This window comes from Cupriavidus sp. HY129, from assembly GCF_059492215.1.
In genome coordinates this window covers 1,992,647-2,017,926 of record NZ_CP083255.1, presented here as the reverse complement: position 1 = coordinate 2,017,926, position 25,280 = coordinate 1,992,647, and the positions used below count along the sequence as shown (strand labels likewise).

General features: G+C 64.6%; 19 protein-coding genes. 13 read left to right on the top strand and 6 right to left on the bottom strand.

Annotated elements, in window-relative coordinates; genetic code table 11:
- Positions 1-80 precede the first annotated feature (80 nt).
- The 8 genes from K6G35_RS25355 (at position 81) to K6G35_RS25320 (ending at position 11,209) form a co-directional block, all read left to right on the top strand.
- Positions 81-1,394, top strand: coding sequence for an MFS transporter (locus K6G35_RS25355; protein WP_495676527.1), 1,314 nt, complete (start codon positions 81-83; stop codon positions 1,392-1,394).
- Positions 1,395-1,431: 37 nt separating this feature from the next.
- Positions 1,432-3,993 carry a nitrite reductase large subunit NirB gene (nirB, locus tag K6G35_RS25350; RefSeq protein WP_008651166.1) on the top strand — a complete coding sequence of 854 codons (2,562 nt, stop codon included), beginning with the start codon at positions 1,432-1,434 and terminating at the stop codon, positions 3,991-3,993.
- Positions 3,994-4,018: 25 nt separating this feature from the next.
- Positions 4,019-4,426 carry a nitrite reductase small subunit NirD gene (nirD, locus tag K6G35_RS25345; RefSeq protein ID WP_008651162.1) on the top strand — a complete coding sequence of 136 codons (408 nt, stop codon included), beginning with the start codon at positions 4,019-4,021 and terminating at the stop codon, positions 4,424-4,426.
- 54 nt (positions 4,427-4,480) lie between these two features.
- Positions 4,481-5,722, top strand: a complete 1,242-nt coding sequence (locus K6G35_RS25340) for an NAD(P)/FAD-dependent oxidoreductase (protein WP_008651159.1) — start codon at positions 4,481-4,483, stop codon at positions 5,720-5,722.
- A gap of 18 nt (positions 5,723-5,740) precedes the next feature.
- Positions 5,741-8,488 (top strand): molybdopterin-dependent oxidoreductase, encoded by a 2,748-nt coding sequence (locus tag K6G35_RS25335; protein ID WP_495676526.1) that lies wholly within the window; start codon positions 5,741-5,743, stop codon positions 8,486-8,488.
- Between the two features lie 132 nt (positions 8,489-8,620).
- The gene (locus tag K6G35_RS25330) at positions 8,621-9,247 is read left to right on the top strand and encodes a helix-turn-helix transcriptional regulator (protein WP_035883708.1); all 627 of its coding nucleotides are present in this window, start codon (positions 8,621-8,623) and stop codon (positions 9,245-9,247) included.
- A complete protein-coding gene (locus K6G35_RS25325) occupies positions 9,237-10,217 on the top strand; it encodes an ornithine cyclodeaminase family protein (protein ID WP_035883710.1) in 981 nt (326 codons plus the stop codon). Before K6G35_RS25330 ends, K6G35_RS25325 begins: the two co-directional genes overlap by 11 nt.
- Before the next feature lie 23 nt (positions 10,218-10,240).
- Positions 10,241-11,209 (top strand): threo-3-hydroxy-L-aspartate ammonia-lyase, encoded by a 969-nt coding sequence (locus tag K6G35_RS25320; protein ID WP_035883711.1) that lies wholly within the window; start codon positions 10,241-10,243, stop codon positions 11,207-11,209.
- A 66-nt stretch (positions 11,210-11,275) separates the two neighbouring features.
- On the opposite strand, the gene mdtD is transcribed toward K6G35_RS25320, so the two are convergent.
- The 3 genes from mdtD to K6G35_RS25305 form a co-directional block, all read right to left on the bottom strand.
- The gene (gene mdtD / locus K6G35_RS25315) at positions 11,276-12,730 is read right to left on the bottom strand and encodes a multidrug transporter subunit MdtD (RefSeq protein ID WP_411860104.1); all 1,455 of its coding nucleotides are present in this window, start codon (positions 12,728-12,730) and stop codon (positions 11,276-11,278) included.
- Positions 12,731-12,898: 168 nt separating this feature from the next.
- The gene (locus K6G35_RS25310) at positions 12,899-13,957 is read right to left on the bottom strand and encodes a bifunctional UDP-4-keto-pentose/UDP-xylose synthase (RefSeq protein WP_317915480.1); all 1,059 of its coding nucleotides are present in this window, start codon (positions 13,955-13,957) and stop codon (positions 12,899-12,901) included.
- 68 nt (positions 13,958-14,025) lie between these two features.
- The gene (locus tag K6G35_RS25305; RefSeq protein WP_495676525.1) at positions 14,026-15,753 is read right to left on the bottom strand and encodes a glycosyltransferase family 39 protein; all 1,728 of its coding nucleotides are present in this window, start codon (positions 15,751-15,753) and stop codon (positions 14,026-14,028) included.
- Positions 15,754-15,991: 238 nt separating this feature from the next.
- On the opposite strand from K6G35_RS25305, the gene K6G35_RS25300 reads away from it, so the two are divergent.
- The 4 genes from K6G35_RS25300 to K6G35_RS25285 are packed head-to-tail and all read left to right on the top strand — an operon-like array spanning position 15,992 to position 20,002.
- Positions 15,992-16,699, top strand: a complete 708-nt coding sequence (locus tag K6G35_RS25300) for a response regulator (protein WP_495676524.1) — start codon at positions 15,992-15,994, stop codon at positions 16,697-16,699.
- On the top strand, positions 16,696-18,069 hold the full coding sequence (locus K6G35_RS25295) for an ATP-binding protein (protein ID WP_008641361.1): 1,374 nt from the start codon (positions 16,696-16,698) through the stop codon (positions 18,067-18,069). The genes K6G35_RS25300 and K6G35_RS25295 overlap by 4 nt, the downstream gene beginning before the upstream one ends.
- Positions 18,070-18,117: 48 nt before the next feature.
- A complete protein-coding gene (gene chrA / locus K6G35_RS25290; protein ID WP_495676523.1) occupies positions 18,118-19,344 on the top strand; it encodes a chromate efflux transporter in 1,227 nt (408 codons plus the stop codon).
- Positions 19,345-19,348: 4 nt separating this feature from the next.
- Positions 19,349-20,002 (top strand): DUF2459 domain-containing protein, encoded by a 654-nt coding sequence (locus K6G35_RS25285; protein WP_495676522.1) that lies wholly within the window; start codon positions 19,349-19,351, stop codon positions 20,000-20,002.
- Between the two features lie 4 nt (positions 20,003-20,006).
- Here K6G35_RS25285 and K6G35_RS25280 read toward each other — a convergent pair whose 3' ends face one another.
- The gene (locus K6G35_RS25280; RefSeq protein WP_495676521.1) at positions 20,007-20,159 is read right to left on the bottom strand and encodes a hypothetical protein; all 153 of its coding nucleotides are present in this window, start codon (positions 20,157-20,159) and stop codon (positions 20,007-20,009) included.
- A gap of 221 nt (positions 20,160-20,380) precedes the next feature.
- Positions 20,381-22,609: a catalase/peroxidase HPI gene (katG, locus tag K6G35_RS25275; RefSeq protein ID WP_495677132.1), complete on the bottom strand. Its 2,229-nt coding sequence runs from the start codon at positions 22,607-22,609 to the stop codon at positions 20,381-20,383.
- Positions 22,610-23,629: 1,020 nt separating this feature from the next.
- Between katG and K6G35_RS25270 the strand changes: the two genes are divergently transcribed.
- Complete coding sequence (locus K6G35_RS25270; RefSeq protein ID WP_008641381.1) at positions 23,630-23,944, top strand: hypothetical protein; 315 nt, start codon at positions 23,630-23,632, stop codon at positions 23,942-23,944.
- 126 nt (positions 23,945-24,070) lie between these two features.
- Here the strand turns inward: K6G35_RS25270 and K6G35_RS25265 are convergent, their stop codons facing one another.
- Positions 24,071-25,132, bottom strand: coding sequence for a porin (locus K6G35_RS25265; protein WP_495676520.1), 1,062 nt, complete (start codon positions 25,130-25,132; stop codon positions 24,071-24,073).
- Positions 25,133-25,280 lie beyond the last annotated feature (148 nt).

Sequence of the window (25,280 nt, the reverse complement as noted above, 5' to 3'; positions counted from 1 at the left end):
CGCAGGCAGGACAACGGCGTCCCCAGAACTGGCCCATCGGGTCGGACTCTCGGGACGCCTTTTGTTTTTGGAGCAAGAGGATGAACGGCAAAGCCACCCGGATCGATCTGCTGAGTTTCAGGACGCCGCAGATGCGCGCCTTCCACCTGACCTGGATGGCCTTCTTCGTCTGTTTCTTTGCGTGGTTTGCCTGCGCGCCGCTCATGCCGGTGCTCAAAGGCGAATTCGGCCTGACGCCAAATCAGATCGCCAATATCAATATCGCCGCCGTCGCCGTGACCATCCTGGTGCGACTGGTGATCGGCCCCCTGTGCGACCGCTTTGGCCCGCGCAAGACCTACACCGGCCTGCTGGCGATTGGCGCCCTGCCAGTGCTCGGCGTGGCCTTCGCCCAGAACTACGAGACCTTCCTGTTCTTTCGCCTGCTGATCGGCGCGGTCGGCGCCAGCTTCGTGATCACGCAGTACCACACGTCGGTGATGTTCGCGCCGAACGTGGTGGGCACCGCCAATGCGGCATCCGCTGGCTGGGGCAACGCTGGTGGCGGCGCCGCGCAAGGCCTGATGCCGCTGCTGCTGGCCGCGATCCTGTTTCTCGGCGTCGATCACACCATGGGCTGGCGCGTGGCGCTGCTGGTGCCTGGCATCCTGATGCTGGTCATGGCCGTCGTCTACTGGCGCTTCACGCAGGACTGCCCCGAAGGCAACTTCTCTGACCTGCGTGCCCGTGGCATCGCCGTCAGCGGCGGCAAGGGCGGTGGCGGCTGGGCCAGCTTTCGCGCCGCCAGCGCCAACTACCGCGTCTGGATGCTGTTCATCACGTACGGTGCCTGCTTCGGCGTGGAGATCTTCATTCACAACGTGGCCGCCACGTTCTACGTCGATCGCTTCGGCCTGTCGCTTTCGGCCGCCGGCATGGCCGCCGCGAGCTTCGGTCTGCTGGCCCTGTTTGCCCGCGCGCTGGGCGGCTACGTATCGGACAAGCTGGCCATGCGTCGCGGCCTCGACGCCCGCTCCCTGATCCTGTTCGTCTTCATCCTCGGCGAGGGCCTGGGCCTGCTCGGTTTCGCTCACGCCTCCACGGCCACCACTGCGGTCGCAGCGATGCTGGTTTTCGGACTGTTCACGCACATGGCCTGCGGTGCGACGTACGCGCTGGTGCCGTTCATCGACCGCAAGGCACTTGGCGGCGTGGCCGGCATCATCGGCGCCGGCGGCAATGTGGGCGCAGTGGCGGCGGGCTTCCTGATGAAGGGCCTCGGCGACCTGCAGCAGACCCTGACGTGGCTCGGCGTGGCCGCCACACTGGCCGCCCTGTGCGCGATCGCGGTGCGCTTCAGCGCCGAGCACAAGGCCCAGGAGCAGGCGCTCTACGACAGCGCGCTCGCCAACTGAATTCCACAAGACATTCCCTTCGGACAAGGAAAGCATCATGAAGATCATCATCGTCGGGCATGGCATGGTCGGCCACAAGTTCCTGGAATGCCTCGCGGATGCCGGCGCGCAGGACCTCGAGGTGACGGTGCTTTGCGAGGAGCCCCGCCCCGCCTACGATCGCGTCCACCTGTCCGAGTTCTTCGCCGGCAAGTCCGCCGAGGATCTGTCGCTGGTGCCTGAAGGCTTCTTCGCCCAGCACAACAACATGCTGCTGCGCCTGAACGCGAAGGCCACGGCCATCGACACAGCCGCGAAGACCGTCACCACCTCCACCGGCGAGACGCTCGGCTACGACAAGCTCGTGCTCGCCACCGGCTCCTATCCGTTTGTGCCCCCGCTGCCCGGCAAGGATCGCAAGGACACTTTCGTCTACCGCACGATCGAGGACCTCGAGGCGATGCTCGAATGCGGCCAGCGCGCGACGTCGGGCGTGGTGATCGGCGGCGGCCTGCTTGGCCTGGAGTGCGCCAAGGCGCTGCGCGACATGGGTCTGCAGACCCACGTTGTGGAGTTCGCCCCGCGCCTGATGGCGGTGCAGGTCGATGATGGCGGTGGCCGGATGCTGCGCCAGAAGATCGAGGAACTGGGCGTGACGGCGCACACCGGCAAGAACACGCTGGAGATCGTCGATGGCACCGAAGGCACGCATCGCATGAACTTCGCCGATGGCACGCACCTGGACACTGACATGATCGTGTTCTCGGCCGGCATCCGCCCGCGCGACGAGCTGGCACGCGCCAGCGGCCTGACGATCGGCGCGCGCGGCGGCATCGTGATCGACAACAACTGCCTGACGTCGGATCCGCACGTCTACGCCATCGGCGAGTGCGCGCTGTGGGACGGCAAGATCTATGGCCTGGTGGCCCCGGGCTACGACATGGCCCGCGTAGCCGCCCGGCATCTGCGCGGCGAAGCCTCGGAGTTCGCTGGCGCCGACATGAGCACCAAGCTCAAGCTGATGGGCGTGGACGTGGCCAGCATCGGTGACCCGCACGGCAACGAACCGGGTAGCCGTTCCTACCAGTTCACCGACGAACGCAAGCAGATCTACAAGAAGCTGGTGGTATCCGAGTGCGGCAAGTTCCTGCTCGGCGGCGTGCTGGTTGGCGATGCCGCCGAGTACGGCACGCTGCTGCAGATGATGTTGAACCGGATCGAACTGCCGGAATCTCCGGAGTTCCTGATCCTTCCTGCCTCCGATGGAAAGGCCCGGCCTGCGCTCGGCGCCGACGCGCTGCCGGATACCGCCCAGATCTGCTCGTGCAACAACGTCAGCAAGGGCGAGATCTGCGGCGCCGTGTGCGATGGCGCCACCACCATCGGCGCGCTGAAATCGTGCACCAAGGCCGGCACCGCGTGCGGTGGCTGCGTGCCGCTGGTCACGCAGATCATGAAGGCGGAAATGAAGAAGCAAGGCATGGCCGTGAACAACCATGTCTGCGAGCACTTTCCGTACTCGCGTCAGGAGCTCTACCACCTGGTGCGCGTCGGCAAGTTCAAGTCCTTCGATGACCTGCTGGCCGCGCACGGCTCCGGGCTGGGCTGCGACATCTGCAAGCCGACCGTTGGCAGCATCCTGGCGTCGTGCTGGAACGAATTCGTGCTCAAGGAAGAGCACGCCAGCCTGCAGGATTCGAACGACTACTTCCTTGCCAACATCCAGAAGGACGGCACCTACTCAGTGGTCCCGCGCATGCCCGGCGGCGAAGTCACGCCCGATGGCCTGATCGCGGTTGGCCAGATCGCGAAGAAGTACGGCCTCTACACCAAGATCACCGGCGGCGCGCGGGTCGACATGTTCGGCGCGCGACTGGAGGAACTGCCGCTGATCTGGGAAGAACTGATCGCGGCCGGCTTCGAATCGGGCCATGCCTACGGCAAATCGTTGCGCACGGTGAAATCGTGCGTGGGCTCCACGTGGTGCCGCTATGGCGTGGACGACTCCGTCGGCCTGGCCATCGACATCGAGAACCGCTACAAGGGCCTGCGCGCGCCGCACAAGATCAAGTTCGGCGTCTCGGGCTGCACGCGCGAATGCGCCGAGGCGCAAGGCAAGGACGTCGGCATCATCGCCACGGAGCGCGGCTGGAACCTCTACGTGTGCGGCAACGGCGGCATGAAGCCTCGCCACGCGGAACTGCTGGCGGGCGATCTGGACCGCGAAACGCTGATCCGTTACGTCGACCGCTTCCTGATGTTCTACGTGCGCACGGCGGACCGCCTGCAACGCACCAGCACGTGGCGCGACAACCTCGAAGACGGCCTGGATTACCTGAAGTCCGTGATCATCGACGACAAGCTCGGCATCGGCGCCGAACTCGAAACCGAGATGCAGCACGTGGTGGATACGTACGAAGATGAATGGAAGCGCGCCGTCACCGACCCCGAGACGCGCAAGCGCTTCCGCCACTTCGTCAACAGCGACCTGCGCGACGACAACCTCATGTTCCTGGAGGAGCGCGGCCAGGTTCGCCCAGCCACGCAGGAGGAACGAAACTTGCAACGTTCCCGCCTGAGCCACATCCCCGTGGTTGCCGTGCCCGCAAAAGCAGCGTGAAGCCCCCGATTTCAAGGAGAACGTGATGAGCCAAGCCCACCACCCCGAGACCTGGACCGCGATTTGCACCTTGCGCGATATCGTGCCCAATACTGGTGTCTGCGCCCTGGTCGACAGAAAGCAGGTCGCCGTCTTCCGCATCGGCCGCGGCGAGGAGGTCTACGCGCTGGCCAACTTCGACCCGAACGCACAGGCGAACGTGCTGTCGCGGGGTCTGGTCGGCAACCTTGGCCCGCGCACCGTGGTGGCATCGCCGATCTACAAGCACCACTTCGATCTGCGCACCGGCGAATGCCTCGAAGCGCCCGAGCACTCGGTGGATGCTTACACCGCGCGGGTCTACGACGGCAAGGTCTGGGTGGCCACCGCGGCCATGGCCCGCGAGGTGGACGTAGAGGTAGAGGCGGAGGCCGAGGAAGAGCTGGCCGCCTGACCCTCGATCGACACCCCCTCGCCCACGCCAACAGCCAGAATCAGGAAGACGCTCATGACGCCCCCCGTCTCGTCCCACGCCAAGCCGCGACTGGTCGTCGTCGGCAATGGCATGGCCGGAATGCGCACGGTCGAGGAACTGCTGAAGCTGGCGCCGGACCTGTATGACATCACAGTGTTCGGCGCCGAGCCGCACGGCAACTACAACCGCATTCTGCTGTCCCCGGTGCTCGCCGGCGAGAAGACCGTCGACGACATCATGCTGAATACCCGCGCCTGGTATGGCCAGCATGGCATCGAGTTGCTGGCCGGCGATCCGGTCGTTGCAATCGACCGGCCGCGCCGGCTGGTGCGTTCCGCGTCCGGCAAGGAAGTCCGCTATGACCGCCTGCTGCTGGCCACCGGCTCCAAGCCGTTCATCATCCCCGTCCCCGGCCACACGCTCGACGGCGTGATCGCTTTCCGCGATATCCAGGACGTGGAAACAATGCTCCACGCCGCTCGCAATCATCGCCATGCGGTGGTGATCGGCGGCGGCCTGCTTGGCCTCGAAGCGGCCAACGGGCTGATGCGTCAGGGCATGGACGTCACCGTGGTGCACCTGGCCGACAGCCTGATGGAACGCCAGCTCGACAAACCTGCCGCCGAGCTGCTCAAGGCAGCGCTGGAACGCAAGGGTCTGCGCTTCCTGCTCAGCGCGCAGACCGCCGCCGTGCTCGGCAGCGAGCGGGTCACGGGCGTGCTGTTCAAGGACGGCACCCAGATCCCGGCGGACCTTGTAGTGATGACCGCCGGGGTGCGCCCCAACATCGAACTGGCCGCCAGTGCGGGGCTGCGCTGCGAGCGCGCGATCGTCGTCGACGACACGCTGCAGACCTTCGACCCCCGCATCTACGCCGTGGGCGAATGCGTGCAGCACCGACAGGCCACGTTCGGGCTGGTGGCGCCGATCTGGGATCAGGCACGGGTGTGCGCCGCCCACCTGGCAGGTGCCGGCCACCGCCGCTATGTCCAGCAAGCCACTGCTACCAAGCTCAAGGTCACGGGCGTGGACCTGTATTCTGCCGGTGACTTCATCGGCGGCGACAACAGCGAAGACCTCGTGCTGCGCGATCCGCGCCGAGGCATCTACAAGCGTCTGGTGCTGCAGGGTGGGCGGCTTGTCGGTGCCGTGCTCTATGGCGACGTCCAGGACGGCCCGTGGTATTTCGACCTGATCCAGACCGGTCAGCCGGTAGCCGCATTGCGTCAGCGCCTGCTGTTCGGCAAGGCGCAATGCGAGGCCCTTGCGGCATAGCTTTTCCGGGACATCGACGTGAACCTGTCAGATATCGCGGTGGTCGCCACCACCCCCACCAAGACAATCTCCACGACCTGCCCCTATTGCGGCGTAGGCTGCGGCGTGCGCGCCACCGTGCGTGCCGATGGCCTGGTCGACATTGCCGGCGATGCCGATCATGCTTCCAACGCCGGGCGGCTCTGCGTCAAGGGCTCCGCGCTGGGCGAAACGCTCGACCTGAACGGGCGGCTGCTGCATCCGCAAGTGCGCGATGCCGATGGCTCGCTGCGCCGCGTGGACTGGGACGAAGCCCTCGACAAGGTCGCCCGTGGCTTCACGGAGATCATCGCCAGGCACGGTCCCGACGCCGTCGCGCTCTACGTGTCGGGCCAGCTGCTGACCGAGGACTACTACGTCGCCAACAAGCTCATGAAGGGCTTCATCGGCACGGCGAACATCGACACCAACTCGCGCCTGTGCATGTCGTCGGCGGTAGCCGGCCACAAGCGCGCGTTTGGCGAGGACCTTGTTCCGTGCAGCTACGAGGACCTCGAACTGGCCGATCTCGTCATCCTGGTGGGCTCCAATACCGCGTGGTGCCACCCGATCCTGTTCCAGCGCCTGACCCGCGCCAAGGAAGCGCGGCCCGAGATGAAAATCGTCGCGATCGACCCGCGTCGAACCGCCACCTGCGAACTGGCCGACCTGCACCTGCCGCTGCGCGCCGGTACCGATGTGCGGCTGTTCAATGGGTTGTTGAGCTACCTCGCGCGTCACGGTCATGGCGATGACGTCTTTGTGGCGGACCATACCGCTGGCCTTGACGATGCGTTGGCCGTGGCCGACGCCGACGGTGCCGATATCGCCGCCGTGGCACGCGCGTGCAAACTCGCGCCGCAGGATGTGCAGGCGTTCTACGAACTGTTCGCCGCCTCGAAGAAGGTCGTCACCGCGTTCTCGATGGGCGTGAACCAGTCGTCAGCCGGCACGGACAAGGTCAACAGCATTATCAATTGCCACCTGCTGACCGGCCGGATCGGCCGTCCCGGCATGGGTCCTTTCTCGCTCACGGGCCAGCCCAACGCCATGGGCGGACGCGAAGTCGGCGGACTGGCGAATATGCTCGCGGCTCACATGGAACTGGGCGACCCGCGCCATCGCGACATCGTGCAGGACTTCTGGCACTCGCCAGCCATGGCGGACAAACCCGGCCTGAAGGCGGTGGACCTGTTCCAGGCCATCGAACAAGGCAAGGTCAAGGCCGTGTGGGTGATCGCCACCAATCCGGTGGTCAGCCTGCCGGACGCCGATCAGGCCCGGCGCGCGCTGGCCCGCTGCGAACTCGTGGTGACGTCGGACATCGTCACGCGCACGGACACCAACGACGCCGCGCATATCCTGCTGCCCGCGCTGGGCTGGGGCGAAAAAGACGGCACGGTCACCAACTCCGAACGCCGCATCTCGCGCCAGCGTGCGTTCCTATCCGCTCCCGGCGAAGCCCGCGCGGACTGGGACATCCTCTGCGACGTGGCACGCCGCATGGGGTTCGCCGGCTTCGACTACGCCGGTCAGCATGAGATCTTCGACGAGCACGCGCGTCTCAGCGCCTGGCGCAATGGTGGCGATAGCGGCGATGATGTGGCGCACGCACCGCGCATGTTCGATATCGGCGGCCTCGCCGGCATGGACCAGACCGCATACGACGCCATGCTGCCCGTGCAATGGCCGCTGCCCGCCATGGCTTCGTCAGGCAAGCAACGCCTGTTCGAGAATGCCCGCTTTGCCTTCGCCGATGGCCGGGCACGCTTCGTCGCCACGGCGGCGCGCGCGCCCGTCCATGCCACCGACGATGAGTTTCCGCTGATCCTGAACACCGGCCGCGTGCGCGATCAATGGCACACGATGACCCGGACGGGCAAAGCCGCCCGCCTGTCGGATCACCTGCCCGAGCCATTCGTCGACATGCATCCGCAGGACGCGCTGCTCTGCGGTGTGGGCGAAGGCAAGCTCGCACGCGTGACCAGCCGTTGGGGCGTGATGATCGGCCGAGTCCGATTTGGCGGTGGCATTCCGCGCGGGAGCGTCTTTGTCCCAATCCACTGGAACGACCAGTTCAGTTCCGACGCACGCGTTGGCGCGGTGGTCAATCCGGCCGTCGATCCGGTGTCAGGCGAGCCCGAGTTCAAGCACACGCCCGTGCGAGTGGAGGAATTCCGCGTGTCGTGGCACGGCTTCGTGCTGAGCCGCAAGATGCTTCCCGCCGACGCGCTGACCTGGTGGACCCGCATCCAGGGCAAGCATTTCCATCGCCACGAGTTCGCGGGCCGCGATGTCATCACGGATCGTGCCGCATGGGCACGTGAACGACTGGGAGCACAGGCGCCCGACGCGGACTGGCTCGAGTTCGAGGATCGCGCCGCGGGCGTCTATCACGCTGGCTACGTCGTCGATGACCGGCTTGAGGCTTGCCTCTATCTCTCGACCCGGCCCGACCTACCGTCGCGGGCGTGGCTGTCTCAGCTTTTCGGTCAGGCACGCCTGGAAGACAGCGATCGCATCGGCCTGCTACTGGGCCAGCCACTCGAAAAGACAGCCGATGCAGGCCCCACGGTCTGCTCGTGCTTCGGCGTGGGCCGCAACACGATCTGCGACGCAGTACGCCAGCACGACCTCAAGACACCAGCAGAAATCACGGCTTGCGTGAAGGCCGGCGGCAATTGCGGGTCCTGCGTGCCAGAGTTGCGCAAGCTGCTGGTGGAAATCCGCGTGGTGGAAGCGGCTTAGCAGATACGCAGACGACAAAGGCGCGGCGGGCCATGTGCCCTCCGCGCCTTTTTTTCGTCCACTTCTTGACATTTATTCCATCTCTATACAAACTGTCCAGAATCATGGCTTCACACATCGAGACCGCCTGACATGGTCAAACGCACCGCCGAGCAGCGTGTCCTGCTCGACCAGATCAAGCAGATTGCCGATGGCCTCGGCCAGACGCTCGCGCCGTTCTGCGAGGTCGTGGTTCATGACCTGCTGGAGCCCGAGCAGTCGATCCTGGCCATCCACAACAACCTGTCCGGCCGCGCTGTTGGCGATCCGACCACCGAGCTTGGTCAGGCACGCATCACCGATCCCGACTACCCGCAGGTTCTGGCCAATTACGCGAACCAGTTCGCGGACGGCCGTCAGGCAAAAAGCACGTCGATCGGCATCAAGGACGCCAGCGGCAACTACATCGCCGCGCTGTGCATGAATGTCGACCTGACGCTGTTCCGCAGCCTGCAGATGGCCATGGGCCAGTTCGTCCAGACCGCCACGGACGGTCCGAAGGAAACACTCGATCCTGCGGGCACCGACGCGCTGCGCGACCGCATCGACGCCTTCGCCGCGCGGCTGGCCACCACGCCGCGCGCCTTGAAAACCGAGGAACGGCGCGCGCTGCTGGGTGAGCTGAAGGCATCGGGGCTGCTCGATGTCCGACGCGCCATGGAAACCGTCGCGGCCCATCTGGGTGTATCGCGCGCAGCCGCCTACAGCTATGTCCGCTAATCAACGATCCGCAGAACTGCTTCTGCTCGACAAGCACGCCGTGGAAGCGGCGCTGCTACCCAACGACGTACTGGCCGCCGTGCGCGAGGCATTCGTGCTGCACAGCCAGCGTGAGGGACGCGTCTTCCCCGTGGTGCGGGAAAAGCTGGCGACAGGCGGGGTATTCGGCATCAAGGCCGGCGACGTGGGCAGCCAGAACCTGCTTGGCTTCAAGGCTGCCGGGTTCTGGCCCGGCAATCGCCAGTTGGGCGGAGACACCCACCAGGCCACAATCGTCCTGATCGACCCCGCCACGGGGCGGCCCCTTTGCATCGTCGACGGCAACGCCATCACCACGGCACGCACCGGCGCCGCCGGCGGCATCGGCCTGCAACAACTGGCCCGGCCCGACAGCACGCGCCTCTGCGTCTTTGGCACCGGCGTCCAGGCTCGCGTTCAGCTCGAATTTGCCTTGCGCTTGATGCCCGCCTTGCAAACGGTGCGCTATGTTTCGAGCAGTGGCCAGCGCCATGCGGCGTTTGAGGCAGCCTTCCAGGACCGGTGTGAAATCCAACTGGCGACGGACCGCGATGACGCCGTGGCCAACAGCGACGTGGTAATCACCGCCACCCCGGGCGGCGGCCCCTTGTTCGACGCCCAGGCCGTGCGGCCGGGCACACACCTGACCTGCGTCGGCGCCGATACCACCGGCAAGCGCGAACTGCCTGCGGGCGTGCTGGAACGCGCGCGCATCGTCGTGGATGACAGCGAACAGGCGCGCCGCATCGGCGAATGCCAATGGGCCCCCGATCTCCCATGCATCGAGATTGGCGACCTGCTGACCGGCAAGGCCACGATCACGCGCGAGCCCGCCGATATCACCGTATTCGACATGACCGGACTGGCCCTGCAGGACCTGACGGTCGCCCGCTTCCTGGACCAACGCGCCCGGGCCGATGGCACCGGCACGCGCCTGGCCTGGCCCTGGTAACAACTCCTCTCTCCCTGCCCACCATGACGACCCTGCAACTGCCCACCTACGCCGACGTCGAAGCCGCCGCCAAACGGATCGAAGGCTTTGCCAACCGCACGCCGGTCAACACGTCGCGCACGCTCAACGAAATGCTCGGCGCAGAAGTCTTCTTCAAGTGCGAGAACTTCCAGCGCATGGGCGCGTTCAAGTTCCGTGGCGCGTTCAACGCGCTGGCGAAATTCACCCCCGAACAACGCCGTGGCGGCGTGGTCGCCTTCTCGTCCGGCAATCACGCGCAGGGCATCGCGCTGTCCGCGAAGCTGCTGAACATGCCTGCCACGATCGTGATGCCCCACGACGCACCGGCCTTGAAGGTAGCGGCGACGCGGGGGTATGGCGCGACCGTGGTGAGCTATGACCGCTACAAGGAAGACCGTGAAGCCATCGGCCGCGACCTGGCCGAAATGCACGGCATGACGCTGATCCCGCCGTATGACCATCCGGATGTGCTGACGGGCCAGGGCACCGCCGCCAAGGAACTGTTCGAGGAAGTGGGCGCGCTCGACGCCATCTTCACCCCGCTGGGCGGCGGCGGACTGCTCTCCGGCACCGCATTGACGACGCGCGCGCTGGCGCCACAGTGCCAGATCTACGGCGTGGAGCCGGAGGCGGGCAACGACGGCCAGCAATCATTCCGCAGCGGCTCGATCGTCCATATCGACACCCCGCAGACCATCGCCGACGGCGCCCAGACGCAGCATCTGGGGCACTACACGTTCAGCATCATCAAGCGCGACGTGACTGACATCCTGACCGCGACTGACGCGCAACTGGTCGAGGCCATGCGCTTCTATGCCGAACGGATGAAGATGATTGTCGAGCCGACCGGCTGCCTGGGCCTGGCAGCGGTCATGCAGATGAAGGACGCGCTCAAGGGCAAGCGCGTGGGCGTGGTGATCAGCGGCGGCAACGTCGATCTGGAGCGTTTCTGCTCGCTGCTGTCGGCCTGATCCTTCCGCGCATCAAACCGAACATCGAATCGAACCCCGGGCCGGGAATTGCATCCCCGGCCTGCTTCAAACCTCCCCGCCCTGCTTCACGTCTTCCCTGGCCTTGTGCCGCTCCGCCTTCTCGGGCGAAAGCTGCATGAAGATCCACGCCGATGCCGACGTAATCAGCCCGACGCAGACGAACGTCGCATGAAACGCCGGCAGGACGTCGAGGTGATGCTCGCCGATACCCTCCTGGAACGTCGCCAGCAATGCGCCGGCGGATGTCACCGCCAGACTCATCGACAACATCTGCACCATCGACAACATGCTGTTGCCGCTGCTCGCCCGAGTGCCACTCAGATCCTTGAGCGTCACGGTGTTCATCGCGGTGAACTGGATCGAATTGACCGCGCCAAAAATCGCCAGTAGCACCACGATGAGCGCCAATGGGCGCGTCGGCGTGATCAGCGCGAACGACGCCATGACAAGTCCAACCACGAATGTGTTCGTCACCAGCACGCGGCGATAGCCGTGCCGTTCGATCAGCCACGTGGCCAGACGCTTCGACGCCATGCCGGCGGCCGTGACAGGCAGCATCATCAGGCCGGCATCGAACGGGGAATAGCCGAGGCTGACCTGCAGGGTCAGTGGAATCAGGAACGGCATGGCGCCATTGCCGATACGCGCGAACAGGTTGCCGAGCAGGCCCACGCTGAACGAATGAATCCGGAACAGCCTCAGCGGAAACAGCGGCTGCTTGCGCTTGTTGGCGTGGAGCACGTACGCGCTGAGCGCGGCCATGCTGGCGATCAGCAGCATCAGCACCGTGGCGTGCTGGAAGCCCATCTCCGCGAGTCCATCGAGCGAGAACGATAGCGTCACCATGGCAATTGCCAGGAACGCATAGCCAACCGCATCGAACGTGCCGATGCCGGGCAGGCGCGAGTTCGGCATATAGCGGATGGTGGCCAGCACGCCCAGCAGGCCGACCGGCACATTGATCAGGAAGATCCAGTGCCAGGAGAACGTCTGGGTAATCCATCCACCCAGCGTCGGGCCGATCAGCGGACCGATCATGCCCGGGATGGCCACGAAACTCAGCGCCTGCAGATACTGCTCGCGCGGAAACGTACGCAGTACGGAGAGTCGCCCCACGGGCAGCAGCATCGCCCCGCCCGCCCCCTGCACCACGCGGGCGACGGTCAGGAACGGCAGCGAAGGCGCCGCGGCGCAAAGCAGCGATCCGGCCACGAACAACACGATCGCGATCTGGAAGATGGTTCTTGTGCCGAATTTGTCCGCCAGCCAGCCCGAAGCGGGAATGATGACCGCCATGGTCAGCGAGTAGGCGATGATCACCGACTGCATCCGCAGCGGGCTCTCGCCAAGGCTGTGCGCCATCGAAGGTAAGGCGGTGTTGACGATCGTCGAGTCGAGCGTCTGCATGAAGAAGCCCACCGCCACCACCCACAGCATGAAGCGCAGGCGGCGGTCGATGGGCATCGTGGACGGGTGGTCGGCAGGCGTGGCTGTGGACATGGGCTGGAGGCGGTGCGTGCGCCCTACTGCGCACGGGACGAACCGCAACCATAGGCTCGCACGGCCGCGCTGGCAAGTCCACAAGCCGTGCGGGCGGCGCCGCCATCCTGAAAACCGGGGGCCGGGAGCCATCTTCGATGGCCTGCCGCGCCCCGTCCGGGGCGACGCTCAGTTGTCGGCGTCGACCAGCGTGCGTGCCTCGACCACCTTGTCGCGATACGCCTCGAAGATCCGGCGCAGCGCCTGCTCCATCGACACCTCCGGCTTCCAGCCCAGTTCCGCGATTGTGTTGTCGATCTTCGGCACGCGATGCTGCACGTCCTGGTAGCCCTTGCCGTAGAAGTCACCCGACGACGTCTCAACGATCTTCGTCTTGCGCGCTTCCTCGGCGTACTCCGGATACTCGGCCGCCATCTTCAGCATCATCTCGGCCAGCTCGCGCACCGAGTGGATATTGCCCGGGTTGCCGATGTTGAAGATCTTGCCGTTGGCCACGCCGTCCTTGTTCTCGATGATGCGCATCAGCGCCGAGATGCCGTCCGAAATATCGGCGAACGCACGCTGCTGCGCGCCACCGTCCACCAGCTTGATCGGCTCGCCACGCACGATATGGCCCAGGAACTGCGTGACCACCCGCGACGAACCTTCCTTCGATTCGAAAATCGAGTCCAGCCCTGCGCCGATCCAGTTGAACGGACGGAACAGCGTGTAGTTCAGCCCTTCCTGCATCCCGTAGGCGTGGATCACGCGGTCCATCAGCTGCTTGGAGCAGGCGTAGATCCAGCGCGGCTTGTTGATCGGACCGTAGATCAGCGGCGAGGCTTCCGGGTCGAACTCTTCGTCGGCGCACATGCCGTACACCTCCGAGGTCGACGGGAACACCAGGTGCTTGCCGTACTTCACCGCGGCGCGCACGATCGGCAAGTTGGCCTCGAAGTCCAGTTCGAACACGCGCAGCGGCTCGCGCACGTACGTCGCCGGCGTGGCGATGGCCACCAGCGGCAGCACCACATCGCACTTGCGGATGTTGTACTCGATCCACTCCTTGTTGATGGTGATGTCACCCTCGAAGAAGTGCATGCGCGGGTGGTTCACCAGATCGCCCAGGCGGTCCGACGACATATCCATGCCGTAGACCTCCCATTGCGTCGTTTCCAGGATGCGGCGCGTCAAATGGTGGCCGATGAAGCCGTTGATGCCAAGAATCAGGACTCGCTTCTGCTGCATGGATATATATGAAACCAGATTGATAGTGACCGGCCTGAAGCCGGCCAGGGAGTTATTCGGAACAGGTTTTACTGGGGACCGGCAAGCGATGCCACGTTAGTCACCACCACGCGACGCCAGTCGCGCGCCACCACGTACATCGACAGGGTCGGCGCGAGCGCCAGATAGGTCTCCGGGGACATCACGGCCATGGCCGGCTGGCCGTTCTTCCAGAGCCTGGTGAAACCTTCGACATCGGGCACCACGCGCTGCGGCTCCACCGTCGCGCCAAACGTCAGTTCGTCGGCCTGCCCCACCATCGTCAGCGGATGACGCAGGTAGAACGGCAAGGTATGGTCGAGCATCTGCACGCCGTAAAGCGGCATCTCCGGCGTCAACTTCTGCGCGATCTGCGGCGCGATATCGGCGCCCGACGCCGGGCGGCCGACCGTCTCGTGGCCAAGCAGCGCCACGGTGAAGCCCAGGTACATGCCCATCGCGTAGACCGCCACGCTGGGCAGCACGCCACGGCGCAGCAGCAGGCGGGCCGCCGCGATGCCCACCAGCATCACGACAAAGGCCACGGCCACCCAGACTGCGTAGGCGCGGTAGAACGAATTGGGGATGTGGTTGGCATTGAGCGTGGCCACCACGGGACTGGCCAGCAGCCCGCAGGCCGCCACGATCGCCATGCCGATGAGTTGCTTGCCCCAGCTACGCGGGCTCAGGCGATCGAGCGCCACCCCAGCGAGAATGCCCAGCGCGGGGATGACCGGCACGATATAGCCCGGCAGCTTCGAGCGGGAAATGCTGAAGAACACAAAGATCGCGATGGCCCAGATGCCGGCCATCAGCGCCGGACGGAAGCGTGCCTGCGTGCCTTCGACCGGCGCGCGCATGGCGGTCCACAGCTTCGGGAAGATGCCCGCCCACGGCAGGAACCCGCCGATGACCAGCGGCAGGAAGTAGAAAACCGAGCCCGAGCGCGAGTGGATATTCGACGTGTAGCGCTGCCAGTGTTCGTGAATGAAGAAGAAGTTCGGAAATTCGGGGTTACGGACCGATACCAGATAGAACCACGGTACCGTGATCACGAGCATCACCACGACGCCCAGCGCCAGATGCAGGCGGCGCCAGAGGCCCCAATCCCGCGTCACCAGCGTATAGACCACCAGCACCAGCCCCGGCAGCGCGATGCCCACCAGCCCCTTGGTCAGAATGGCCACGCCCATCGCGGCCCAGCAGGCGACCATCCAGCCGCGCCGCGCCGCCACGGAGGCGTCCGGATGCTGGCCCATCAGCATGAAGGCCAGCACGCAGGACATCACGCCCGCCAGGGTCATGTCGAGCGTATTGAAATGAGCCGCCACGCTCCACATCGGCGCGGCCAGCAGGGCCAGGCCGGTGAAGGCCGCGGCACGCGCGCCGAACCAGCGACGCGCGGCCATCATCGACACGCCGATGCCGAGCAACCCGGACAGCGCCACGGCCAGCCGTGCCTGCCACTCGCCCAGCCCGAACAGTTCATAGCCCACCACCGTCACCCACATATGGAATGGCGGCTTCTCGAAATACTTCAGCGCGTTATAACGAATCGTCACCCAGTCACTCGAGGCGAACATCTCGCGCGAAATCTCCGCATAGCGGCCTTCGTCGGGCCCGACCAGATGGCGCATGTCCAGCGAGACGAACCAGACCACCAGGGCCACGGCGACGAACAACACGACCCAGCCTGTGGCGGCCGACCAGCCGACCGCCCCTTGGGTCGACTGCGAGGATGCGACGGACGCGCGTTGCTGAGAGGTGGGTTGCGGCATGAAAGGGAGGGATGGAATGGTGGGCTATCAGGGAAATCTCTGGCGCGACGCCATGCCCAGAAAAGCCGGCGCTCGCGATGACACCGGCTAAAAATAGCGCGCAGATTATGAGAGAAACGTTAACGTCAGATTAATAATGCGACACACTGCCTGCGATGCTACGCTTTCCACCGGCTGATATGGACCTTACGGCGCGATTGGTGCCACTATCTCAAACAGCCGTTTCAGTCACTATAAGATGCGAATCCTGATTGTTGAAGACGACCCGATGCTCGGCGACGGGCTCCAGCGCGGCCTGAAACTGATAGGTCATGCCGTGGACTGGTTCGGCACCGCCGCCGAAGCCGACCGTGCCATCGGCATGATGCACTACGACGCCGTGGTGCTGGACCTTGGCCTGCCAGACGACGATGGCGTGGCGTTGCTCGGCCGTTGGCGCCAGCAGGGCCGACAGATGCCGGTCGTGGTGCTGACCGCGCGCGATGCCGTGGCCAGCCGGATCTCCGGGCTAGACGCTGGCGCCGATGACTACCTGGTCAAGCCAGTGGAGCTGGACGAACTGGCCGCCCGCCTTCGCGCGGTCACCCGCCGCGCGGCCGGGATGCCTGAGCCCGTCTGGCGCCATGGCCCGCTCGAGTACCAGCCCGCTGCGCGCCTGGCGCTCTGGCACGGCAAGGCCGTGGACCTGACCAGCCGGGAATCCATGCTGCTGGAACTGTTGCTGACCTACCCCAACCGCGTGCTGACGCGCGAATTCCTGCGCGACAAGCTCTATGACTGGGACAAGGGCTCGGAGAGCAACACGCTGGAAGTCCACATCCATCACCTGCGCAAGAAGCTCCATCCCGGCATCGTGCGCACGCTGCGCGGGGCCGGCTACACCCTGGGCACGCTCGAGGCGATCGAGATCGGCACCTCGGAACCTGAAGGCGAGGATCGCGCATGACGCTGCGGCGGCGGCTGATCCTGGCCGTCCTGGCCGCCGTGACGTTTGCATGGGTACTGACCAGCGCATTGATCTACCTGAGCGCCCAGGAAGAAATCAACGAGCTCTATGACACCGCGATGGTCCGCATGGCCCAGCAGATGCAGGCGCTGCTGCCGCGCGTGCATACGCAAACCTCGCCAGCGCCGCCGTCGGGGAACGGGCCGATCCCCGGAGATGCCGATCTGGTCGACGAGGGGTCGGCCGGGCTTGGCGATCTGGCGATCGCCGCATGGCGCCCCGACGGGGAGCCCCTGCACATCGACCCGGACGGAGATCACCTGCCCCTGCTGCCCGACGTCCAGGGGTTCACCGAGCGCGAGATCGACGGTGTGCCCTGGCGGCTCTACTACCTGAACGACCCGGCACAAGGCTGGCGCGTCTGCGTCGGTCAGGTCAAGGCCGAGCGCGGCGAACTGATCGTCGCGTATCTGCAGGCGCAGGTATTGCCCTGGGTCTTTGGGCTGCCGCTACTGACCACGCTGCTGCTCTGGGGCGTGAGCCGCGCCCTGCATCCCGTGCTGACGCTGTCGAAGGCCATTGCCGCGCGCGTGCCAGGCGATCCCACCCCGCTGACACTGCACGAGGTGCCGCGCGAACTCGTGCCGCTGGTGACGGAGATGAACAAGCTGCTGAGCCGCGCCACGGCGCTGCTCGAGCATGAACGCCGCCTGACCGCCGATGCCGCGCACGAACTGCGCACGCCGCTGGCGGCCCTGAAGGCCCAGTGGGAAGTCGCACGCCGCTCCGACGATCCGGCCGAGCGGTCCCGCGCCGCCGCCAACGTCGAGGCCGGCATCGACGGTATGAGCCGGCTGGTCTCGCAACTGTTGACGATGAGCAGGCTCGAGGACGAAGAGGCACCGCCCACGCGCGGCCCGGTGGACTGGCGGGAGGTGTCGCGGCAGGTGCTGTCGGATTGCCTGCTGCTGTCCGAACGGCGCAACGTCGATATGGAAGTGCTGTGGCCGCCGGCAGGCCAGCAACCGCTACCTGTCAACGGCGACCCGACACTGCTCGGCACGATGCTTCGTAATCTGGTGGACAACGCCATTCGCTATAGTCCGGCTGGCACGGTGGTGACGCTGGCGTTCGAACCGGACCGGATTACCGTGTCCGATCGTGGACCCGGCGTGGCACCGGAACTGCTGCGGCGGCTCGGTGACCGCTTCTTCCGCGCGGCAGGCCAGCAGGAGCAAGGTAACGGACTCGGGATCTCGATCGCGCGCCGCGTGGCCGTGCTGCATGGGCTCGCGCTGGAATTCGCCAACCGTCAGGATGGCGACGGCAGTGGACTGGTGGCCGCCATCCGGCTCAATGGCATGTATTGATCGGCATTGGCCCACAATGACTGGAAATCGTCAGAACCAGCTTCCGGCATGAGCACGCTCCGCGCCTCCGAAACCAATCGCGCCACCCAAAGCGCCTGGGAGGTCTTCCTCGTCTTCCTGCGGCTCGGTCTCACCTCCTTTGGCGGGCCGGTCGCCCATCTGGGCTACTTCCGCGACGCCTTCGTCACGCGCCGTCGCTGGCTCAGCGAACACGCTTACTCCGATATCGTCGCGCTGTGCCAGTTCCTGCCCGGCCCCGCCAGCAGCCAGGTAGGCATGGTGGTCGGTCTGTCGCGGGCCGGCTACCCCGGCGCCTTGGCCGCATGGGTCGGCTTCACACTGCCATCGGCCATCGCATTGATCCTGTTCGCGCTGGGCCTGTCGCACTACGGCAATCTGGTGCCGCCAAGCGCGCTGCACGGGCTCAAGGTGGCGGCAGTGGCGGTGGTCGCGCAGGCGGTCTGGGGCATGGCACGCTCGCTGTGCCCCGACGCTCCGCGCATCACGCTGATGATTCTCGCCTCCGTGGCCGTGACACTGATCCCCTCGCCGTGGTGCCAGGTCGGTGTGATGGTGGTCGCCGGGATGGTCGGCGCGCAGCGCTTCCGCACCGCACAGGTCCCGCCACACGAACCACTGTCGATACCCGTTGGGCATGGCGCGGCAATCGGATTCCTGCTGCTGTTCGCGGGACTGCTGGCTGGCCTGCCCGTGGTTGCCAGCATGATTCCGAACCATGCCCTGGCGCTGGTCGATGCGTTCTACCGTGCCGGCGCGCTGGTGTTCGGCGGCGGACACGTGGTACTGCCGCTGCTGCAGGCGGCAGTGGTACCCACAGGCTGGGTCGACAACGACACCTTCCTGGCCGGCTATGGCGCAACGCAGGCAGTACCGGGCCCCCTGTTCACGTTCGCGGCGTTCCTCGGCGCAGCCGGTGGTCCCGCGCCGACTGGCTGGATCGGCGGCATCGTGTGCCTGTTGGCGATTTTCGCGCCGTCTTTCCTGCTGGTCTTCGGCGCCCTGCCGTTCTGGGAGCGGTTGCGCCGCCATGCTGGCACACGCGCGGCGCTCGCGGGTGTCAACGCGGCCGTGGTCGGCCTGCTGCTGTCCGCGCTCTATCAGCCGGTCTGGACCAGCGCGATCCATGCCCCCGCCGATTTCGCGCTCGCACTGCTCGCGCTGGCGGCGCTGACCGTGTGGCGCGTGCCGCCGTGGGCCGTGGTGACGGGTTGCGCGCTGGCGGGCTGGGGGATGCATGTGGGCGGGGTGGCCTGAGCCAATGAAGCGCGCGGGGCTGGCTCGCCCTTGCGCCCGCGTGGCAATCGCCGCGCTGATCACGCTGCTGTCGGGCTGCGCCGCCTCCACCGAAACCCCTGCTGCGAATGACCCGGCCACCACCATCGACGTGGTCGAGCGCGACTGGCACACCGACGTCTGCATCCGCACCGAGGATGCGGATACGCGCCTGATGCGGCTGGTGGTCGGGTACGAGGGCTCGCGTTACCTGTGCTTCGGCTTTGGCGATCGACACTACCTGCTCAGTCGCGAGCGCGGCCCGATGACGCTGCTGTCGGCGCTGCTCCCAGGCGCAGGCGCCATCCTGCTGACGGTCCTGCGCGATACGCCGGCCGCCGCATTCGGCGCGGACAACGTGGTGCGGCTCGACGTCGGCGAGCCCGGCATGGAACGGCTACGGGAATTTCTGGGCAACGCCGTGCAGACCGACGGTACCGGCGCCCCGATCAGCCTTGGAGAGGGTCCCTATCCAGGTGGCCTCTACTTCGGCGCCACGGCGGACTATGACGGCTTCTATACCTGCAATACCTGGACCGCCGACGCCTTGCGTGCGGCCGGCATCCCGATTCCTGGTCCCGTGCTGTTCGCCGACGGTGTCATGCGACAAGTCCGGCAGATTGCGCAGCCCGCGCGCTAGACCACTAGCACGGCGCCGGGCTGCAGATCGTTGTCGTGGTACCCGGGGCCGGTGTCACCACGGTGGTCTTCTGTGGAGGACTGGGATCGCTGCTGCTGAACGACACGCAACCGGCAAGGCAGATCGGCAGCATCAGGATCACGATGAGTCTGGACATGGTGTGTCCCTCCTGGATGTGCAAAAAGACAATACGCGGCCAGTATAGATAGCGGCACTGGCGCACCGCCATCGGCCTATCTCCTACAGCGGGTGAACAAAAAGACGCTGGCAAGTGACCCGATGATCAGCGGGAGCAACTTGTTCGCAGGCCCGATTCGGCGGATTGCGTCGAATCGGGCCCCTCGGTTCAACTATCAGCGCCGATCCGATCAAAGCCGATCACAGCCGATCGAAGCGATCCAGGTTCATGACCTTGACCCATGCCTTGGCAAAGTCCTGGACAAACTTCTCCTTGCTGTCGTCCGAGCCATAGACTTCCGCGACGGCACGCAGCTCCGAGTTCGAACCGAAGATCAGGTCGACCGGTGTGGCCTGCCACCTGACCTTGCCGGTCGCACGATCGCGCCCCTCGTACATGCCCTCATCCGAAGAAGACTTCGACCATTTGGTCGACATGTCGAGCAGGTTGACGAAGAAGTCATTGCTCAGCGTACCGGGGCGATCCGTAAACACTCCGTAGCGGGAGCTTCCCGCATTGGCGTCCAGCGCCCGCATGCCACCGAGCAGCACCGTCATCTCGGGCACTCTCAGGTTCAGGAAGCTCGCACGTTCGACCAGCATTTCGGCCGGAGAACGGGGACTCTGCTTGCCATAGTAATTACGGAAGCCATCCGCAACCGGCTCAAGCACCGCAAAGGACTGGACACTCGTCTGTTCCGCTGACGCGTCCATCCTGCCCGGTGTGAACGGCACCTGTATTTTGTGACCGCCCTTGTTAGCCGCTTCTTCCACGGCAGCCGTGCCACCCAGCACGATCAGGTCAGCGAGGGAGACCTTCTTGCCACTGCCCTTCTGTGCCTGATTGAAGTCCTTCTGAATGGTTTCCAGACGGCCCAGTACCTTGGCAAGCTCCGCCGGATCGTTCACCCCCCAGTCCTTCTGCGGTGCCAGGCGAATACGCGCCCCGTTGGCGCCACCGCGCATATCCGTCACGCGGAAGGATGCCGCCGACGCCCACGCAGTCCGGACCAGTTCCTGGGTGGTCAGGCCGGACGCCAGGATGGTGGCCTTCAGCTTGGCAACGTCCTTGTCGTCCACCAGTTTGTGATCGACCTTGGGGATTGGGTCCTGCCAGATCAGATCTTCCTGCGGTACGTCGGCACCGAGGTAGCGTGACTTCGGCCCCAGGTCACGGTGCATGAGCTTGAACCACGCCCTCGCGAACGCATCCTCGAATTCCTTCGGATTCTCAAGGAAGCGCTTTGAGATCTTCTGGTATTCCGGGTCCATCTTCAGCGCGATGTCGGTCGTGAACATCATCAGCTTGTGCCGCTTTTTCGGATCGTGGGCATCCGGAACGAAATTGGCGCTGACGTTGTTCTTGGGCACCCACTGAGTCGCACCGCCCGGGCCAGTTGTGGTTTCCCAGTCAAAGCTGTACAGCCATGTCAGGAACTCATGAGTCCAGCGCGTCGGGTTGGTCGACCATGCGCCCTCCAGACCGCTGTTGACGGTATCCACACCATGGCCCGTGCCGCACTTGCTGACCCAGCCCAGCCCCTGCTCTTCGATACCCGCGGCGGCTGGCTCCTTGCCCACACAGTCCGCCGGTTTGTGGGCGCCGTGGGACTTGCCGAACGTGTGCCCGCCGGCGATGAGCGCCACGGTGTCCACATCATCCATGCTCATACGACCAAAGGTCTCACGGATCTCCTTCGCCGATGCCAAGGGGTCAGGCTTTCCTCCCGGCCCTTCAGGATTCACGTAAATCAGACCCATCTCCGTCGCCGCGAGCGGCTTCTGCAGCGCACCTTTCGCATCGCTGCGCTGGTGGGCCAGCATTTTCTTCTCCGGCCCCCAGTTCACCATTTCGGGTTCCCAGTCGTCCACACGCCCACCGGCATAGCCAAAGGTCTTGAAGCCCATCTCTTCCAGGGAAACGTTACCGGCCAGAACCATGAGGTCGCCCCAGGAAATCTTCTTGCCGTACTTTTGCTTGACCGGCCACAGAAGACGCCGCGCCTTGTCCAGGCCAACGTTGTCTGGCCAGCTATTGAGCGGATCGAAACGCTGCTGGGCGCCGGAAGCACCGCCCCGGCCGTCGAGGACGCGATAGACACCTGCGCCATGCCAGGCCATGCGAATGAAGAACGGACCGTAGTTGCCGAAGTCTGCCGGCCACCAGGGCTGTGAGGTCTTCATGACGGCCGCGATATCCCGCTTCACGGCCTGGAGATCCAGCGTCTTGAATTCCTCCGCATAGTTGAAGGCCTTACCCATGGGATCGGATTCCGCTGAATTGAACCGCAGCGGCCGCAGATCCAGTTGTTCTGGCCACCAGAAGCTATTCGGCGTCGTGTTCGTTTGTGCCATCAGCGGGCTGGTTGACATAGCAGCAGATACCGCAACAGCCAGCACGGAACGTTTTAAAGTTTTTACGATGTTCATGGAACAAATAACTCCTTGTGATTGGTTGCAAAAACCGCTGCCGCCACGCAAATGAATGGATATGAAGGTGGGGATTTCGCACGATCAAATGGAGACCCGAGGAATCCGAGAACGGGACTCCTAGACCGCCGCTAGCGCGTCTTGACGGAACAGGTCGCCCCGATTCCTTGCATCCGGGCAGATAGGTTGGCTTCTCTCGCGTACTTCCTTTTCGATCTCGGTAATGCATCGAACTGAAGTGCTTTGCACTCTACGTTGAGATTGGCATTGCGATAATTCAATTATTTAAATTGAACCGATAGTCAACGCAATTTGAAATCACTAGTATTCGTCCCGCCTGATTTCCACGACCACCTACTGACGACGGAGGCACCTGTATTCATTGGAGATAGGCACCAAAAATGAAATCCAGTGAACGATCGCAACCACATTCACATCATGAAATCAAGAATTCATTCATTACGAAAATGTCATCGTGCAATTGACGATAATCAAATTCGAAGACCGACCGGACTGGCTTCAATCACGCCAATGCGCAGCGTGGACAGATGCACGACTGAGACAAGCGTGCGTCATGAACCTGGCGACGCGGACGTGCCAGTTGATTGCTGAGCGGGGTCTCGAAAGGAGGTGGGCGTTGGTAGCGCCCTGAAAAGAGAGTGCCGAGCTGGCTGTGGTGGTCCGGAAACAAATAGAGCCGTCTCGGAAGACGGCTCCATGCCCCGCGTACTTTGTGTCAACTCGCCACCTGCCCATCCTGGTGCCTCTGCGGGCCTCCATGGAAGATACCGGCGATGGCGAAGTCGGCCCGCGGCAACCCCTCCGGTCGCATCTGGATTCCCGACTTATTCAGCGGGCCAACAACGGATGACATTCTGACCCTGCAATATTTAGGAAATAAGACGCTGCAATGCTTGTTACTGCACACGCGGATCAGATACACGCTTATTTCTGTTGCATCCGTTATCGTGGGGCCATCCACTCGCTAGAATGAAACAACCTGCTTCCCGGAGAGTACGTATGAAACGCGATGCCGTTGCCGTGACCGAGACAACTCCAGAGGGGCTGGCCGCCCTGATCTATCACATTGCCCACAGTGCCAGTCAGGGGCAGCTCGATCCCGAATTCGTACGCAAGCTTGGCAAACGCGTGGACAAGGAACTCGAAGCGATGGAAGCCGGTGGCAAGATGAATGCGACCGACAAGAAACAGTTGCTGCACGCGGTGCAAACGCTACACACCACCACAGACGTGGAGGAAGGCGCCCGCCTGACACGCGCGCTGGAGCGCCTGCGCGATCATGATGCGCGCGCCGCGCTGCCCCCCGCCCAGTAAAAGCCCCCGCTGAAAACGAAGAACGCCCCTGGGCCGCCAAGTCGGTCCAGGGGCGTTTTTTTATCCGGCAGGACGGGGGGAAAGGCCCCGCCTGTCGGTGCCTCCCTTTAGCCGGATCGTGGTTGCTTAGAAGCGGTGACGGATACCTGCGATGGCGCCGGTCTGGTTGGCACCGGCGACAGCCGTGCCAGCACCGTTCAGGCCCAGGTTCGATGCGCCCTTGTTGGTCACGTAGCCCACGTTCAGGTAGGCATCGGTGCGCTTCGAGAAGGCATAATCGGCCGACAGCACGAACATCCACGAATCGTTGTTGCTCTCATGCGCATCAGTGTAGTACGCGGCACTAGTCAGGGACAGGGCCGGGGTCACGCGGTACAGGCCGCCGAGCCAGTAGACATTGTTGCGCGCGGCGGCAGTAGCAGCCGTGGCCACGCCATCGTCACGCATCCAGCGATAGCCGGCGAACACCTTGGCCGGGCCAAAGTCGTAGGACGTACCCACGGCCAGACGCTTGATGGCGCGGTCCGAAATGGCCGGCGTGCCGCTCTGAGTCTGGTCATAGGCGGTGCCGACCGAGAAGGCGCCGGCGGTGTAGGCCAGGCCGGCGCCGAATCCGCGACCAGCCTTGTAGTTGCCCGGCACTTCGCCGTTATTGTTGGCACCCGTGCTGTAGTACCCGGTGCCGGTCAGGCCGCCGAACTTGCCCGTGTACTTGAGCGAGTTGTCGGCGCGGCCATTGAAGCCCGAGTCAACCGAGTTCAGCGAGTACTTCGGACCCACGCCCATCGGGTCGTAGGCACCGAACAGGTCATACAGCGCGTTCTGCTGGCGACCCAGGGTCACGGCACCGAAGCCGCCCTGCAGGCCCACAAAGGCCTGGCGGCCGAACAGTCGGCTGCTCTGGCCGGACAAACCGGTGTCGATGTCGAAACCCGACTCGAGCGTGAAGATACCCTTCAGGCCACCGCCCAGGTCTTCCACGCCACGCAGGCCCCAGCGCGAACCGGACATGTTGCCCGAGCTCACGCGCACCGCGGTACCACCGTTGCCGCCCGGGGAGTGGGTAGCGAATTCAATACCTGCGTCGGCGATGCCGTACAGGGTCACGTTCGAGGCGGTTTGTGCCGATGCAACGCCGGACAGGGCGCACGTACCCGCAGCCGCCAAGGCAAATAGAGCTTTCTTCACTGTAAATTTCTCTGTTTTGTTTAAGACATTGAGATGCTTCCCCGCTCCGCAGTCGTCCGGAAAGTGCTTGCAACACAACGCCGTCGAGCGGCGACCGATGGGGGCGCATCGCAATTATTCCAATCCAGTATGAAATTCTTGTGTCGCA

What these genes read in the sequence shown, in the direction of transcription:
- K6G35_RS25355 (WP_495676527.1), top strand. Translation starts at nt 81, where the DNA reads ATGAACGGCAAAGCCACCCGGATCGATCTGCTGAGTTTCAGGACGCCG.
- nirB (WP_008651166.1), top strand. Translation starts at nt 1,432, where the DNA reads ATGAAGATCATCATCGTCGGGCATGGCATGGTCGGCCACAAGTTCCTG.
- nirD (WP_008651162.1), top strand. Translation starts at nt 4,019, where the DNA reads ATGAGCCAAGCCCACCACCCCGAGACCTGGACCGCGATTTGCACCTTG.
- K6G35_RS25340 (WP_008651159.1), top strand. Translation starts at nt 4,481, where the DNA reads ATGACGCCCCCCGTCTCGTCCCACGCCAAGCCGCGACTGGTCGTCGTC.
- K6G35_RS25330 (WP_035883708.1), top strand. Translation starts at nt 8,621, where the DNA reads ATGGTCAAACGCACCGCCGAGCAGCGTGTCCTGCTCGACCAGATCAAG.
- K6G35_RS25325 (WP_035883710.1), top strand. Translation starts at nt 9,237, where the DNA reads ATGTCCGCTAATCAACGATCCGCAGAACTGCTTCTGCTCGACAAGCAC.
- K6G35_RS25320 (WP_035883711.1), top strand. Translation starts at nt 10,241, where the DNA reads ATGACGACCCTGCAACTGCCCACCTACGCCGACGTCGAAGCCGCCGCC.
- mdtD (WP_411860104.1), bottom strand. Translation starts at nt 12,730, where the DNA reads ATGTCCACAGCCACGCCTGCCGACCACCCGTCCACGATGCCCATCGAC.
- K6G35_RS25310 (WP_317915480.1), bottom strand. Translation starts at nt 13,957, where the DNA reads ATGCAGCAGAAGCGAGTCCTGATTCTTGGCATCAACGGCTTCATCGGC.
- K6G35_RS25305 (WP_495676525.1), bottom strand. Translation starts at nt 15,753, where the DNA reads ATGCCGCAACCCACCTCTCAGCAACGCGCGTCCGTCGCATCCTCGCAG.
- K6G35_RS25300 (WP_495676524.1), top strand. Translation starts at nt 15,992, where the DNA reads ATGCGAATCCTGATTGTTGAAGACGACCCGATGCTCGGCGACGGGCTC.
- K6G35_RS25295 (WP_008641361.1), top strand. Translation starts at nt 16,696, where the DNA reads ATGACGCTGCGGCGGCGGCTGATCCTGGCCGTCCTGGCCGCCGTGACG.
- chrA (WP_495676523.1), top strand. Translation starts at nt 18,118, where the DNA reads ATGAGCACGCTCCGCGCCTCCGAAACCAATCGCGCCACCCAAAGCGCC.
- K6G35_RS25285 (WP_495676522.1), top strand. Translation starts at nt 19,349, where the DNA reads ATGAAGCGCGCGGGGCTGGCTCGCCCTTGCGCCCGCGTGGCAATCGCC.
- K6G35_RS25280 (WP_495676521.1), bottom strand. Translation starts at nt 20,159, where the DNA reads ATGTCCAGACTCATCGTGATCCTGATGCTGCCGATCTGCCTTGCCGGT.
- katG (WP_495677132.1), bottom strand. Translation starts at nt 22,609, where the DNA reads ATGAACATCGTAAAAACTTTAAAACGTTCCGTGCTGGCTGTTGCGGTA.
- K6G35_RS25270 (WP_008641381.1), top strand. Translation starts at nt 23,630, where the DNA reads ATGAAACGCGATGCCGTTGCCGTGACCGAGACAACTCCAGAGGGGCTG.